Raw genomic sequence first — 16,441 nt, forward strand, 5'->3', positions numbered from 1 at the left:
GAAATATCGTTTCAAAATGTTAATAACCAATGCAATACTTAAATAAAATATACTTAATTTATATTAAATATATAAAAATATAAACTTTATTCTTCATCTTCTTGCATATATTCTTTAGGAACACCAAAAAACCAAGTAATGGTAAAAGATAAAACAATAGTAATTAAAGCAACAGTAATATATCCTATTAATTGTTTTCCATCATATACATAAAGCAATGCCCCAGGTATACCAGTAACACCGTTAGCGGTAGCCTGTAAGTTTAATAATCTTGCTATTAATCCTGTTATGCCTGCAGCAATGGCACCGCAAACCATTGGTTTTATTCCATATCTTATATTAATACCAAATATAGCAGGCTCAGTTATTCCAAGCCAAGCAGATAATGTAGCACCATATCCCATAGCTTTTACACTTTTTCTTCTTGTTTTTAATGTAACTGCCAAACAAGCAGCGCCAGCAGCTAAATTAGCAACAGATAAAAGAGGATTAATTGGGTTGAAAGTAGTTGCAGCAAGTAATGATATTTCTATTAAATTCATAATATGATGAACACCCGTAACAACTATAAATATTATTCCAAAGCCTATTATAAATCCTCCAATTCCAAAAGGTAATGATAAAGAGAAATTAATAGCTACTAATATCCACTGTTCAACTATATGGAAAATTGGTCCGATTACGGCTAAAGATAATATAAGCATTATAAGCAAAGTTAAAAAAGGCGTAGCAAGTATATCTATTATATTAGGTATCACTTTTCTTAAATTTAATTCCACTTTAGAGCCTATAATACCAGCGATAAGTGCTGGAAGTATGCTTCCTTGATATCCAACTATAGGTATAAAGTTAAAAAGCATTATAGGTTTCACACCGCTGTCAGGGTTAGCAACCAAATAAGCATTAGGCAAAGCAGGCGAAACAAGCATTAATCCAAGTAATATACCCAATATAGGAGAACCTCCAAATACCCTAAATGTTGACCAACATACCAAAGCAGGTAAAAAAGCAAATGTTGTTTCTGTGAGAACGCTCATAAATGTCATAATAGAGATAGGTATGTTTGAAACTTGTAAATTAAATAAACCTAAAAAACTATCATTTATTAATGCACCTTTAAGACCTAAAAATAAACCAGTTGCAATCATGGCAGGCATTATAGGAACAAATACATCAGCAAATATACGAATAAACTTTCTAAAATTATTTTTTTCTCCCACTTTTTTAGTTTCTTCTGTATTTTGCTTAGCAGTACCAACTATACCTAAATTAACAATCTCATCATAAACTTTGTTTACAACACCAGTACCCAATATTATTTGATATTGTCCAGAATTAAAAAATACTCCTTTAACCCCATCTATCTTTTGTACACTTGAATCTTTTATACTTTCTCTGTCTTTTACTATCAATCTTAATCTAGTAGCACAGAAAGTGGCAAAGACAATATTTTCTTTATTTACTGTATTAATAATTTCTTCAGCAGTTTTTTTATAATTTATAGCCATAATAAAATCCTAATAATTATGTAATCGGTTACATAGTAATTTTAGCATTATTCATCATTTTGTCAAGCATAATTACACTAATTTGATATAAAATAAACTTATATATTTGATTTTTAATATAAAAAGTATATACTAAAAATAATTGAATTTTTTCAATTTTGATTTTTTATAATTATATTTAATAATATAAAGAAATATATATAGTTTTATAATGTATGTTAATTTAGATATAAGTATTTTATGATATAGAGTTTTTAATTATATACATGAGCACTACATTAACTGAAAAAATATAATATATAATAAAAAATAGGTAAATGTATATAAAATATATAACAATTATAAAATATATTATAGAACATATAATTTTATCATATACTCTCTAAAATATAGGAGAAAATACCGCTTTATGAAAATTGAAAATAAAAATATAACTATGAAAGATATAGCAGAAATTGCAGGGGTAACAAAAACAACAATATCAAGATATTTTAATGGCGGCTATATAAAAAAAGAAACTAAAGAAAAAATAGCAAAAATAATAAAAGAATACAATTATGAACCTAACACTTTTGCAAGGTTAAAGGCAAGGAGAAGTTATATAATAGGTATTATAGTTCCTGCTTTAGATTCAATAGTAACATCCAGGGTATTGACTGGATTAGAGAAAACTTTTAGAGAAAATAACTTTATACCAATAATAATGAATACAAATCATCAAAACGAATTGGAACTAAAATACATGGAGAAACTAAAGAGATTAAATGTTGATGGTATAGTATTAAGCGCAACATATATAACAGATGAGCATAAAAAAATATTTAAAAAATTAGATATACCTCTTGTAATATATGGGCAGCAATATGATGAAGGTATAAGTATAATTAACGATGATTATAAAGCGGGTGTAGAGATAGGAGAATATATTGGCAAAAAAAATCATAAAAATATAGGATTTATTACTGTTGATGAAAAAGATATTGCAATTGGGGTTAATAGAAAAAATGGAGTTATATACGGACTAAAAAAATATGGAATAGAAAATATAAATATAGAATTAGCAGATTTTTCTTATGACAGTGCCAAATTGGCAACTAAAAACATATTAAAAAATAATAAAGTAGATACAATAATATGCTCTACAGACAGGCAAGCACATAGTGTGTATATGATAGTAAAAGAAATGGGGCTAAAAATTCCAGATGATATATCTGTAATATCTTTCGGAGGATACGAAATTGATGAAATAATAGATCCTCAACTATCCACAATAAAATTTGATTCATTTAATGCCGGTGTATGCACTGCTAAGACTTTAATAGATTTAATTAATAATGTTGATGTAAAAAAAGTATTTTATATAGATTATCAATTCATAGAAGGCAAGAGTGTAAAATAAATAGATTATTTGTATATATTTTAAATTATTTTTTCATTGCTTTAATGTATTATACCCGAACATATAATTCTTTGTAACTAAAGAATATCTCTATAGAACATCAGAAAGGAGCAAAAATATCTTAATTAAAAAGATTAGTATTATTTCTCATTTTTCTTTTTAATAATTTTTATAATAATAATACATAGTAATATTGCTATTATAAAAGGGAGAGCAAAAATAAAAGAAATATTAGGTGAAGCAGAAGCACCATCAAATTTAATAGCATAAAACATATAACCATAATTAAAAGCCACAACAGTAACCATCATATAAGAAAATAAATATGCTATAATTCTAATAGTTTTTATAACTCTTTCTCTGTTATTCATTCTTATCTCTTATTAATCAATATATAAAGGTTTAAATATAAAAAATCCCAATAGAAAAACTATTGGGATAAAAATATATAATATATACCCGGCAACGTTCTACTCTCCCGTAAAGCTACCCTTACAGTACCATCGACGATGAAAGGCTTAACTGCCGTGTTCGGAATGGGAACGGGTGTATCACTTTCTCTATGGTCACCGAAATAATATTAGCAAATTAAAGAACAATTTGATGATATTGCCAGATATATAGGAGCGTAGATTGTCTCATTCTGATTGATTATGTTTTCTTTTATTGTTTGTAAGAAGAAAACGATAATATGGTCAAGCCATTGGTCTGATTAGTGCTGCTCAGCTGAACAGGTATTTCTTCCCTGCTTACACTTGCAGTCTATCAACGTCGTAGTCTCCAACGAAACTCATAGGGAAAATTAATCTTGAAGGAGGCTTCCCACTTAGATGCTTTCAGCGGTTATCCCGTCCGCACATAGCTACTCTGCGATGCTCTTGGCAGAACAACAGATACACCAGAGGTGCGTTCATTTCGGTCCTCTCGTACTAAAAATGACTCTTCTCAATTTTCCAACGCCCGCAACGGATAGGGACCAAACTGTCTCACGACGTTCTGAACCCAGCTCGCGTACCGCTTTAATTGGCGAACAGCCAAACCCTTGGGACCTGCTCCAGCCCCAGGATGCGATGAGCCGACATCGAGGTGCCAAACCTCCCCGTCGATATGAACTCTTGGGGGAGATAAGCCTGTTATCCCCGGAGTACCTTTTGTCCGTTTAGCGATGGCCCTTCCACTCGGGACCACCGGATCACTAAGACCTGCTTTCGCACCTGCTCGAGATGTCTCTCTCGCAGTTAAGCCACCTTATGCCTTTATACTCTACTACCGATTTCTATTCGGTTTGAGGTGACCTTTGCACGCCTCCGTTACTCTTTAGGAGGCGACCGCCCCAGTCAAACTACCCGCCTGACAATGTCCGACTGCCGGATAACGGCTAATCGTTAGAATCCCATTTTGCGAAGGATGGTATTTCAACGATGGCTCCATGAAAGCTGGCGCTCCCACTTCAAAGCCTCCCATCTATTCTACACATCACAAAACAAAACTCAATGTCAAGTTATAGTAAAGGTTCACGGGGTCTTTCCGTCCTGTTGCGGGTAATCAGCATCTTCACTGATAATTCAATTTCACCGAGTTCTTCCCCGAGACAGTGCCCGGATCGTTACACCATTCGTGCAGGTCGGAACTTACCCGACAAGGAATTTCGCTACCTTAGGACCGTCATAGTTACGGCCGCCGTTTACTGGGGCTTCAATTCGAAGCTTCGCTTACGCTAACCTCTCCTTTTAACCTTCCAGCACTGGGCAGGTGTCAATCCCTATACATCCATTTACATGTTTGCAGAGATCTGTGTTTTTGTTAAACAGTCGGCCAGGCCTTTTCACTGCGACTCTCCTCCCGATATTGCTACCGAGATTCAAGCGTCTCTTTTTCCGAAGTTACAAGACTAATTTGCAGAGTTCCTTAGGGAAGATTATCTCGAGCGCCTTAGAATATTCATCTCACCCACCTGTGTCGGTTTACGGTACGATTATAATATGCCTAACCTTAGAAATTATTTCTAGACAGCCTAATTCACGCAACTTCCTGAACCCGAAAGCCCAGTCACTATCCACCTCAACCTTAAAGCAGCAAGCATTTACTCACCACAAGTCTCGGCTATTCGACGAGGATAACCATCACCTCGCGTACGCAAACAATCTGTGTCATTCCATCGAAACATACTATAGTACAGGAATATTTACCTGTTTCCCATCGACTACGCTTTTCAGCCTCATCTTAGGGGTCGACTAACCCTAGGCAGATTAGCTTTACCTAGGAAACCTTGGGTTTGCGGCGAACGGGTTTCGCACCCGTTTTCTCGTTACTCATGCCTGCATCCTCACTTCTTATACCTCCAGCATACCTTACGATACACCTTCAACGGCTTAAAGAACGCTCTCCTACCAATCACATATTAACTATGTAATTCCCTAGCTTCGGTACTATGTTTGAGCCCCGTTACATTTTCGGCGCAAAAACACTCGACCAGTGAGCTGTTACGCACTCTTTAAAGGAATGGCTGCTTCTAAGCCAACCTCCTGGCTGTTTAAGTATTCTCACATCCTTTCCCACTTAACATAGATTTTGGGACCTTAGCTGAGGATCTGGGCTGTTTCCCTTTTGACAATGACGCTTATCCGCCGCTGTCTAACTGCCATGCTCTTAACTTACGGTATTCGGAGTTTAGTTGGGTTTGGTACCCGGTTAAGGGCCCTAGTCCATTTAGTGCTCTACCCCCGCAAGTAAACACATAACGCTGCCCCTAAAGACATTTCGGAGAGAACCAGCTATCTCCAAGTTTGATTAGCCTTTCACTCCTACCCACAAGTCATCCAAAGCCTTTTCACGGCCACTGGTTCGCACCTCCACTCAATGTTACTCGAGTTTCGCGCTGCTCATAGGTAGATCACTTGGCTTCGGGTCGTATAGCATGCAACTAATTTCGCCCTATTAAGGCTCGCTTTCACTACGACTACAAGGCTATTACCTCTTAATCTTGCTACATACTATAAGTCGCAGGCTCATTCTACAAAAGGCACGCCATCAGGCCTTCTACTATTGCTAGCAGGGTTCCCTCTGACTACTTGTAAGCTTAAGGTTTCAGGTTCTATTTAATAACCCTCAACGGGAGACTTTTCACCTTTCCCTCACGGTACTCTACACTATTGGTCACTGGTTAGTATTTTGCCTTGGATAGTGGTCTACCCAGATTCAAACAGGGTTTCACGTGCCCCGCCCTACTCAGGAACGGCAAAACCTTGTATATATGATTTCGTGTACAGGGCTATCACCCACTATGGCCTGCTTTTCCAAAACAGTTCCACTATCATATATAGCAAAGTCGATATATGTAAGTATACCACTCACCGCCCTACAACACCGCAATAACAACGCCTTACAACTTGACATTATTACGGTTTAGGCTCTTCCCCTTTCGCTCGCCACTACTGAGGGAATCTCAATTTTGATTACTCTTCCTCCAGGTACTTAGATGTTTCAGTTCCCTGGGTGTCGCCTCATACACCTATGGATTCAGTGTATGATATAGAAGGTTTGCTTCTATAGGTTTTCCCATTCGGTGATCTACGGATCATAGAATATTTGCTTCTCCCCGTAGCTTATCGCAGCTTGTCACGACCTTCATCGCCTTCCAGTGCCTAGGCATCCACCTTAAGCCCTTACTTACTTGACCATATTATCCTTTTCTTCTTATCTCTAAGCTTCTAAGTTTAATACGTCTTGAATGAGACTTTTAGCTAATTAAAGCTGTTTCTTCTAATTCTTTAGTAACGTCCGCTTAATTGTTTCTACTCTAAGACACACAATCTAATTGTGTTTTCTTTTTCTTATCAAGTGAAGATTTTTATAATCGCTGACTTTCCGCTTCTTAATTGGAAAATACTTTATAAAAATCTACGCTCTTATATATCTGTCAAAGATCATCTTTTGTTTCTCATTGATGTTTTTTATTTATCATCAATGTTTTATTAGTATAGCATGCAGCCAAAAAAACGCAATACTATTTTTGCCATTAAATACAAATTTTTTATATTTTTTTCTTAAAAATGAATATATATTATACATTTTATACATATTTTTAACCCGAAATTCAAAAAATAAAATTAAAACAAAATATTACTGCAAAAATTCGCTTTTTTTTACAAAAAAACTTATAATATATTATTATTTTTATAAAATCATTAAATATTTTTGAGAGTTAGATATGAATATATCAGAAGAAAATGGACTAAAAAATCTTACACCAAATACTACTATATACCATGAAGGTGAAAAAATTAAAAATATTTCTATTATTACTAAAGGAACAATCGATGTATATATCTCATCAAGAGAATTGCTCGGTATAGAAGATGAAGAGGAAATAATGAAATATAGCTGCAAACTTTTTTCTATACCTAAAAACATCATGATTGGAATCGGTGTCTTTATGAATGATTCTAATTATATTTTCTCTTTCAAGTCTAAAAATGATAATGAGATTTACACTATAAATGTACCAGATAAAGAATATATAAAAACTTTCTTTAACACTAATAAAACATATCTTACTAATATGTATCATTCTCTTGCATATATCATAATGAAAACTTATGATGAATATATTAAAATAAAAAAAATTAATGATGAACTCAAAATAATAACTACTAATCTTGGGGTTATGTATTTCAATTTGAATGCTAAAAATAAAAATATTAAGTCTGAATTGTTTATTAAAACAAAAGAAGTTTTTGAATATGCTACAAATGACGGATTTAATTTTCCTACAGATTTTGATACTGACTTTATAAAAGAAGATCATGAAGAAATATATAATCACAATAAAAATAAAATCATTGAAGAAAATGAAAAATTAGAATTTGAAATAGAATATATAAAAAGATTTTTAACTATGCCTAAAGAAATTAAGTCTCCTTTCTTTAACTACGATGTTAATATGACTTTATCTGCTACAGCAATACTATATCAAACTTTAAAAGATATTGCTGATATGCTTAAATCTGAAATTATAAACACTATGGAAAATATAGCTTTTCTATACTCTAATAATAAAGAATCTCTATTTAATGAATACTCTAAAATGGCATTTGAACTCGAAAAACAAGATAAAGATTATGAAATATGGGCAAGATATTCAAGATATATAGCTAATGTTACTAAAGACATAGTAGAAAAAATAAAAAATCAATATGAATACGAAATAAATATAGATATAGACGAATTAGAAAGCACTATTAAAAAAATAACACAAAATATAAACTCTTCTAACGATGATTCAAATAATGAAAACAACGTTCAAGTAGTGATGGGAGTAGAATCTATACCTGAAGAAATAAGAAACCCTAGCAAAAAAATAGTGGAAATAGCAGCAATACCTGAAGATAGAGCTGCTACATTCTTTAAATCTTTAAATGCATTCAAAAAATTAAAAGATAAATTTAGCACCGAAGATGATGCTAGAAAAATTAGAAGAAGTGTTACAAATGTATTCTTTGAAGTATATAGAGAAATAGCTAAAAAATACATTATAAACAATGAAAAAAATAAGTTACTCTCTATGTTCCTTAACTTCGGATATATGGACGACCAATTGCTTACTCCAAACCAAATCGTTGATCTATATGAAGTTAAAGACAAAACAACTACTAAAAAAATTAATGTATTTTATATAGATGAGTGGCTTCAAAAGATTTATGATAAAGAAGAACCGCCTTCAGTTAATGGTTTCGGACAAGACTATAGAGAAGCTTTGAGAGAAATGAAAAAAAGGGGAACCATTAGCGACCATGAAATGGAAGAGCATTGGGAAAGCCCTATTAGAAGACTCGAATATGAAGTGGATAATATGATTGAAACTACTCATAGATTATGTTATGGTCAAATAAGTGTTTATTTCCCTATACTTCACAAAGATATGATAATTAAAGATTTCAAAGATTCTTTAATAAAAAGAGAAGCGATGGAAAATACTCTAAACTCTATATTAGAAATAGATTTTTCTGCATTCTACAGAGAAGTATTATACAAAAATAAAGAGTTAAACATAGAAAAAGAATTAGTTATGCAGGAAGTACTTCCAAACATTATTCTAATGCCTACTTATGGTTCTCGTGCTATAATGTGGGAAGAACTTTCAAGTAGACAAAAAAATAGTACAGCAAGATTCCTGCTTCCAATATTTACATCAGAAGATTTGGAAGGTTTAACTCTTCCTATGATGGGTGCTTTCAGATGGGAGCTTTGTAAGACTATGCTTGGACCTGCTTGGAATGATATTACTCAAATGTCTATAACTTCAGAATACAGCGATTATATTCAGTTCTACAAGAAAAACAGAAATCTCTCTGATGATGCTAAAGAAAAATTAAAAGTGCAAATTAAAAAATGCAGAAACAATTTAAGAGAAGTATTTGTATCAGATTATGTTATATGGCTTAAATACGAAAGTAAAGGCATTATGCGTCTAAACAGAGTAGCAAGAGGTATCTTATACAGACAGGTTCCTTTTGCTAAAAATATAAGAGATGAGCTTGAAAAACAGCCTATGTTTGCTGATATGGCTAATAGATTTAAAAACATAAGAAATAAAAAAGCTACTGAATTAGAAAATAGATATTTCAAATTCACTAAAACAGGCAATCCTTTGCCTGAAGAGCTGCAAACTCATATAGATTTTTATAAGAAAATGTAACTATAATAAAATTGACAAAAAATAGTTTTTATATATAATATTACTCTATATAATAATATTTTAAAATTAATTTCTATTTTTATGGAGATAAAAAAATGCAGCTTAATAAAAATATATTAGAAGTACCATATTCATTAATAAGAGAACTCACTGAAAAAGCACAAAAAAAACAAGATAGTATAATGCTTACTATAGGAGAGCCGGATTTAGAGCCTCCAAAAGAATTAATTGAATACGGATGTGAATATGCTAAAACTCATTCTCTGCCATATACTCAAGCTGGGGGAAGCGAACATTTAAGAAATTTAGTTGCTAAACATTATAATAAATATTATGGTTCAAATGTTAATGCAAATAACATCACTATGCATATTGGTTCTATGGAAGGTATATCATCTGTATTTAGAACTATATTAAACATTGATGATGAAGTAATAATACCTACTCCTTTTTTCTCACCTTATGAACAAGCAGTTAAACTATCTTATGGTAAAGTAGTGTTTTTAGACACAAGAGAAGATAATCTCGTATTAAAGCCAGAAAGTATAGAAAAAGTTATAACTAATAAAACAAAAGCAATTCTTTTCAGTAACCCTGGAAACCCATCTGGATATATGTTAAAAAAAGAAGAAGTAGATGAGCTTGTAAAATACTTTGAAAAAAAAGATATATTTGTTATAGCTGACGAAATATATTCTGCTATATCATTTTATCCTTTTACATCATTTGCATCATACCCTTCTATTAAAGACAAGGTAATAATATTAAATGGTTTTTCAAAGTCTCATTCTATGACAGGTTGGAGAATAGGATACAGCATAACTCCAGAAGAAGTAAGAAAATATTTAGTTAATGCTAGTTTTAATAACGTTGGTAGTATGGTTAGTCTTTCTTGTGCCATTGCTGAATATGCTTTAGAAAAATATCCAATTATAGAAAGTTACAGAGATATTTATAAAGAGAGAGCTTTTACTATGTCAAAAGAATTAATAGATTTAGGTTTTGATGTAATAGAGCCGAGAGGAGCTTTTTATTTATTTGTAGGATACAGTAAGTTTTCTAAAGAGCCTTCGCTTGATTTTTCTATGAGATTATTAGATGAGACTGGAGTTGCTGTTGTACCGGGTATTGCTTTTGGCAGTGAAAATTATTTTAGAATAGCTTTAACTCAGGATATACCAATATTAAAAGAGGCTGTTAAGAGAATAAAAGATTTTTTAAATAAATAAAATTATTATATCAATTTTTTATTGGTTTTTATAATATATAGTTTCATATTTTGAATATATGCAATTTTTAGAAATGTAAAGAAAACACAATATTAAATTTGTATAAAAATGTTGTATATGTAGTGTAATACTGTTAAATTTGTGCTAAAAATAAAAAAGTTATAATATTTTTAGGCTATATTTTAAACTATACGTTATCTCAAATAAGGTAATACAACTTTTTAACTATTACTGCATACTAATAAATTATTATTATTTTTGTAACTTTACAAAAATAATAATAATTTTTACAAAAAATAAGCTTTTCTTATTTTTATTTAAAATAAAAAATATATAATTTTGTATTAAAAAATAAGGATTTATTATGTCGATTTTCTTTGCACTTCTATCATCAATATTTGCATCTCTAACTGCAATACTAATAAAGATAGGTCTTAAAAACATTAATTCAAATTTAGCCACTGCAATAAGAACTATTATAATACTGTTTATGTCTTGGATAATTGTATTTTATACTAACAAGATAAACTCTATAAATACTTTAGACACAATAAAAAATATAAATAACAAAACTTTAATATTTATAATACTTTCTGGTGTAGCTACGGGACTATCTTGGATATTTTATTTTAAAGCATTGCAAATTGGAAATGTTAATAAAGTAATTGTAATAGATAAACTTTCTATAGTATTTACAATCATATTAGCAGCAATATTTCTAAATGAGGCTTTAACATTAAAAATCATTATAGGAGTTATACTTATAGTAGCAGGAACACTTATAATTAGTTTAGGATAATTAAAATATAAATAAAAAATAATAAAGCAGAATGAGTAAATGCTTATCAAACATAATTATATTATTAGTGACAGCAATATAAAAAATAATTTCATAGTGAAGTATACCCTCCGCTATGAAATTAATAATAAAAAATTTATATATTATATTCTATTACTTCTCTTTTTTTTGTTCCTCCAAAATTAAATATATCTAAATGTATGCCAAATTGAACTCCAACATCAACAGAGCCTAATTTACCAGGATATTTATAACCAATACCTAAATTTTCTAAGCCATCTTTCATTTGTAAATAAGGTATATCAAAATTAACATATAATGATAAACTAATAAATATTAGATTTATACCTGTATAGAGTCTTACATACGGTATAAAACCATTATTATATCTGCTTGCAAAAGCTCCTCCGCTTAATGCCATTTTATTATTTCCCTCTATATATTTTCCTAAGAATGGAAACTTTACTCCGCCTCCTACACCTAATTGAAATAATAAAGGTCTCCATTCTAAATTAAGCCCTGTCATAACACTATCAAATTCATGCGTAACATCAGCAGAGCTTGCAAATTTAAAAGTATCTCTATACCAACCAACATCTAACCCCAATGATACAGTATGAGTTCCATCACCTATATCAAAATTAATCCTAGGGTTAAATATTACTCCAACTTCAAAAGCAGATTTTGGACTAAAATATGAAGCTGCTTCTGCATTATCTGAATAAAAACTAGGGATACTTCCTCCAAGCGGTATATACATACCTATACCTAATGAATGAGAATAGGCTAATGATGAAAAAATAAACATTAAACCTAAAACTATAATTTTTTTCATTTTTAATCTCCTGTTTAATAACATAAATTATTAAATACTTTATACTTTTTATAGTAATATATTAATTTTATTCAAAAAATCAATATGAAAAGAAATTTTACAATATTAAATAGCAATATTAAAAAAGGCTCACTATTGTATTAATAGCAAGCCTTAATAATTTTTTATTATACTTTTTTGTTACTGATTAGGAACCCCAACAGTACCTAAATACTGCATTATCTGCAGCCTTCTGCTTTCAACATCTTTATCTAAATTAGCTATCACCTGATTATCTTTAGCAAGAGGGGACATTCTAACCTTAAAATCATTATAAACATTAAGCGCCTCAACAATCATATTCTGCTCTATATATATATGACCTATAGCATACAAAGCAAAAGCACCGTCCTGAGTTAAATCATTAGTATATTTTGAGTATATATTCACAGCTTCATTATATCTCTTTTGATTAAGGTAAATACTAGCCAAATCAAAATCTATGCCTCTTCTATCATCTCTTGTAATATTAGGAAGATTCAAAGTTTCATTTAATATATTAATACCAGTATTAACATCACCAATATTAGCATAAAGTATTGCAAGCTCTTTATTAACATTTATTAATTGAGTATTATTAACAGCTCTTTTTTTAGCTTCATTTTTAGCCCAAATAGTTTCATCCAAATCTTGTCTGTTTTGATAAATATAATTAGCATAAGCACTGTAGCTATCAAAAGTATTTTCTGCTATAGCCTGTTGTTTTATACCATCTGCCTGTCGTCTTGTGGTCCTAAGCTGTAAGTCTAATCTATTATTAAACTGCATTATCTGCTGATAAGTAGCATTTTGTGCTCTTGCTGCATCTCCCATGTCTCTGCCTCTATGGAAAGTTTTCTCTGCCCTTGCCATTACATTTTTAGCTTTATTCAAATATTCAGCTTCTTTCTCATAAGGAGTATCTTTAGAACGAGCTAAATATTCATAAGAAGCCGCCAAATTAAAATAAGCAGGATAAATTAGCTTTTCAAGTTTTATAAGCTCTTCATACATTACAGCAGCTCTTTCATAATTACCATCTAATATAGCTTGATTTCCTATAGCAAAGTAAACATTAGACATATCAAAGCCTATAGTAAGCATTCTCTCTTCTTCTTCTCTCTTAAGATTTTTATACTCTTCTATTTTTGCATTAGCTTCTTCTCTTGTAATGCCGTTTTTAGCAACGTTTCCATTACTCATAAAACCAAGCAATTTTTGATATGTTTTTATTCTTCTGTTATACATATCTATTTTGGCAAGAGAATAAGAACTTACAAAAATCTCTCTTGTTAAAAAGTCATAATGAGAAATCTCTTCAGCAGTTCCTTTCGTAGTGTAGCTATTCCAATAATCTTCTTCTGTTTTCAACTCTGGGAAAGGAAGCTCATACATTTTTACAAAAGTTATCTCTTCATTGCCGTTATAATTATTTTTTCGCTCTACAGATATTAACCCTTCATCAAGCAAAGCATTCAAATCTGAAGCAACTTTTTCATTCTCATAATTTCTTTTCAAATGCTCTTTTGCTATTGCTTTATAATCATTAACAGTAAGCACCTTAAAAAACTCTAACTCATCAACTAAAGCATATTTTATAGGCTGAACTTTAAATACTAGTCCATAAGCCTTAAAGTAATAATCTCCAAGTCTCTCAAGACCGTCTCTTCTCCAAGCCATATAATAAGGTCTGCCAGTATTTATAAAATCTTTATCCACAGCATCACTTATGCTTCCAAGCCATCTGCCGTCTGTTTTCATAAGATTGCCGTATATTCTCTCAAACACATTACCCTTTTGGTCATATATTTTTAAATCCGGTCTTCTTCTTTCAACCATAGTGTAGTAAACAAGACCGAATACTTGGTTATCTCCTCCCTCTGTGGCAAATATTGCATTGTCTGGAAGAGAGTTCATCATATTGTATGAATAGTCATGGTTACTAAAATCTTTAGAGTTGTTGTTGCGGGTTAAGTTCGTTACAAATATAGGCACCATTATTGCAAATATTGCTATAAGCGATATTGCATGATAAGGCTTTAATTTTGTATCTGTACTCTCTTCAGGAGGCTTTTTTAATACATTTTTTATATTAGTGTTAAAATATTCCATATACCATTGCATACCAAAACCAACTATTACAATCATATATAAAGTAGCGGGTAAGAAAAATACTTCAACAAATGATAAAGTTCTTACACTTGGAGGAGGATTAGTATATGCCATAAGTGATACACTAAAACTTAAAAGCCCAAATACTGAGAATATTCCTATAAATTTATTTTTCTTAAATATTTGGAATAAGCCAGGTATTAAGAATAATAAACCTAAAACAGTTAATTGGGTTTTAAATATATTAATTAAAGCAGTAACTTGTTCTGGGTGAAGTATGAAAGCTGCTGCAATATCATTACCAGAAGTACCATACTGTTTTCTATGTATCATACTAAATAAATAGCTTAAATTCTCCCAACCAGAAGGCTCATTCAATTGCCCCCAGTTTAGAGGAGGTAAAGCCCTCGCTCTTATAGGCATGTAGGCATATATCATAACTCCAACAGCAAGCATTAAAAGCATTTTATAATAAGAGAATGATATTCCTGTAATAAAATCATTATCATTATTAAACTTATCTATCTTACACAAGAAATATCTATAAACTAACACCCAAACAATAACTAAAAATAAAGGCCAAAATACTAAGAACATTCCTTTATAAAGAGTTGGGTAGAAAGGAGCTTTTAAGTTTTGTATCATATCAGGTCTTAAATAAGAACCATTAGCAAGTGCTGTAAATATGTCGCTTAAAATATTCATATCTGTAAAAGGTTTAAACAATATAGAAAATATAGAGTCATTAGAAGCTACACCAGGAGGGAAATATAAATAAGCTTCATAATTCATAATAAATCTATAGTATCCAAACCCGCCTATAAATAACAATACTAAAAATACAAATATGGATATAAATGGAGTTTCAATATTTTCTATATATCTGTCTTTATGAACCAAGAATAATACAACAGCTATAAACAAAAGAGGAGCAAAAGCAAAAGGCAAAGTAACATGGTGATTAGCAAGTGCTACCCCATAAAGAAAACCGAAAGCCATTAAATATTTATTTCCATAATAAGGCACATCATCATTAGCATGCTGCCAAACTGCCTCAAACCAATAAACAAGTATCAAAAGCATAGAAGCTATTTGGAGAATATTTAAGCTGTAAACTTCAGCCATAGTAGCCTGTGCCCACATATTGTCAGATATAGCAAAAGCAACACTTGCAAGTAGTGCAGGTATATGTACTACAGGAGAAAAACCTCTCTCAATTCTGTTTTGTCCTAATACTTTAACCATAATAAGATAGAAGAAAATCATAGCTATAGCACCGCATGCCCCAGAAAAAAGGTTGGTCCTCCAAGCAATATTTCCAAATGGTATATAAGTAAATAGTTTAGACATTAAAGTATAGAAAGGATATCCCGGAGCATGCCCTACTCCCAAGAAGTAAGCTGCTGTTGTAAGCTCTCCGTTATCGCCGGCAGAAAGCGAAGGCGTTAATGTAAACAAATAAAGCAAAAATGTAAACAAAAATGCTACACTAGAAAATATTATATCTATCTTTGAAAGGTGGTAGGGTTTTATTTCATACTTTTTAAATATTGGTTCGCTGTCAGAAGACTTCGAGAATAATTTAGAGAGTATGTTTTCGCCTTTTTCTTTATTAGATTTTTCTTTCTTATTATTCTTTGAATTATTTTTTTGATTGTTTTGCAGATTATTAATATATTCTTCTATTAACTCTCTGTCTTTTTCTAATTTTTTTGTAAGCTCATCAATGCTTTTATTTTTGTAATTAGCTTTAATATACTCTTTTTCAAGATGCGAAAGTTTAGCCATTTAATTATTTCCTCTTAATCTAATTTTAAATAGTTTCAGATTGTTATATATTTTAT

General features: G+C 31.1%; 8 protein-coding genes and 2 rRNA genes. 4 read left to right on the forward strand and 6 right to left on the reverse strand.

Going from position 1 to position 16,441, the window contains the following annotated elements:
* Nucleotides 1–86: 86 nt before the first annotated feature.
* A complete protein-coding gene (locus tag R4I97_RS01750) occupies nucleotides 87–1,508 on the reverse strand; it encodes a PTS transporter subunit EIIC (RefSeq protein WP_335783419.1) in 1,422 nt (473 codons plus the stop codon).
* Between the two features lie 409 nt (nucleotides 1,509–1,917).
* Here R4I97_RS01750 and R4I97_RS01755 point away from each other — a divergent pair, with 409 nt between their 5' ends.
* Nucleotides 1,918–2,907 carry a LacI family DNA-binding transcriptional regulator gene (locus tag R4I97_RS01755; RefSeq protein WP_335783420.1) on the forward strand — a complete coding sequence of 330 codons (990 nt, stop codon included), beginning with the start codon at nucleotides 1,918–1,920 and terminating at the stop codon, nucleotides 2,905–2,907.
* Nucleotides 2,908–3,047: 140 nt separating this feature from the next.
* Here the strand turns inward: R4I97_RS01755 and R4I97_RS01760 are convergent, their stop codons facing one another.
* The 3 genes from R4I97_RS01760 to R4I97_RS01770 form a co-directional block, all read right to left on the reverse strand.
* Nucleotides 3,048–3,278 carry a hypothetical protein gene (locus R4I97_RS01760; protein WP_335783421.1) on the reverse strand — a complete coding sequence of 77 codons (231 nt, stop codon included), beginning with the start codon at nucleotides 3,276–3,278 and terminating at the stop codon, nucleotides 3,048–3,050.
* Nucleotides 3,279–3,364: 86 nt separating this feature from the next.
* Nucleotides 3,365–3,481 (reverse strand): 5S ribosomal RNA (rrf, locus tag R4I97_RS01765).
* 117 nt (nucleotides 3,482–3,598) lie between these two features.
* Nucleotides 3,599–6,586, reverse strand: a 23S ribosomal RNA gene (locus tag R4I97_RS01770).
* 531 nt (nucleotides 6,587–7,117) lie between these two features.
* Between R4I97_RS01770 and R4I97_RS01775 the strand changes: the two genes are divergently transcribed.
* The 3 genes from R4I97_RS01775 to R4I97_RS01785 all read left to right on the forward strand — a co-directional run bounded on the left by R4I97_RS01775 (nucleotide 7,118) and on the right by R4I97_RS01785 (nucleotide 11,632).
* Nucleotides 7,118–9,604, forward strand: coding sequence for a Crp/Fnr family transcriptional regulator (locus R4I97_RS01775; protein ID WP_335783422.1), 2,487 nt, complete (start codon nucleotides 7,118–7,120; stop codon nucleotides 9,602–9,604).
* A gap of 95 nt (nucleotides 9,605–9,699) precedes the next feature.
* Entirely contained in the window at nucleotides 9,700–10,833 is a 1,134-nt protein-coding gene (locus tag R4I97_RS01780; RefSeq protein ID WP_335783423.1) for a pyridoxal phosphate-dependent aminotransferase, read from the forward strand.
* Between the two features lie 364 nt (nucleotides 10,834–11,197).
* Nucleotides 11,198–11,632, forward strand: a complete 435-nt coding sequence (locus R4I97_RS01785; RefSeq protein ID WP_335783424.1) for an EamA family transporter — start codon at nucleotides 11,198–11,200, stop codon at nucleotides 11,630–11,632.
* A gap of 136 nt (nucleotides 11,633–11,768) precedes the next feature.
* Here the strand turns inward: R4I97_RS01785 and R4I97_RS01790 are convergent, their stop codons facing one another.
* The gene (locus R4I97_RS01790; protein WP_335783425.1) at nucleotides 11,769–12,467 is read right to left on the reverse strand and encodes a hypothetical protein; all 699 of its coding nucleotides are present in this window, start codon (nucleotides 12,465–12,467) and stop codon (nucleotides 11,769–11,771) included.
* Nucleotides 12,468–12,647: 180 nt separating this feature from the next.
* The gene (locus R4I97_RS01795) at nucleotides 12,648–16,385 is read right to left on the reverse strand and encodes a DUF2723 domain-containing protein (RefSeq protein WP_335783426.1); all 3,738 of its coding nucleotides are present in this window, start codon (nucleotides 16,383–16,385) and stop codon (nucleotides 12,648–12,650) included.
* Nucleotides 16,386–16,441: the final 56 nt, after the last annotated feature.

Origin of the sequence: Brachyspira pilosicoli (genome assembly GCF_036997485.1) — a bacterium.
In the GTDB taxonomy this organism is placed as follows: Bacteria; Spirochaetota; Brachyspiria; order Brachyspirales; family Brachyspiraceae; genus Brachyspira; species Brachyspira pilosicoli_C.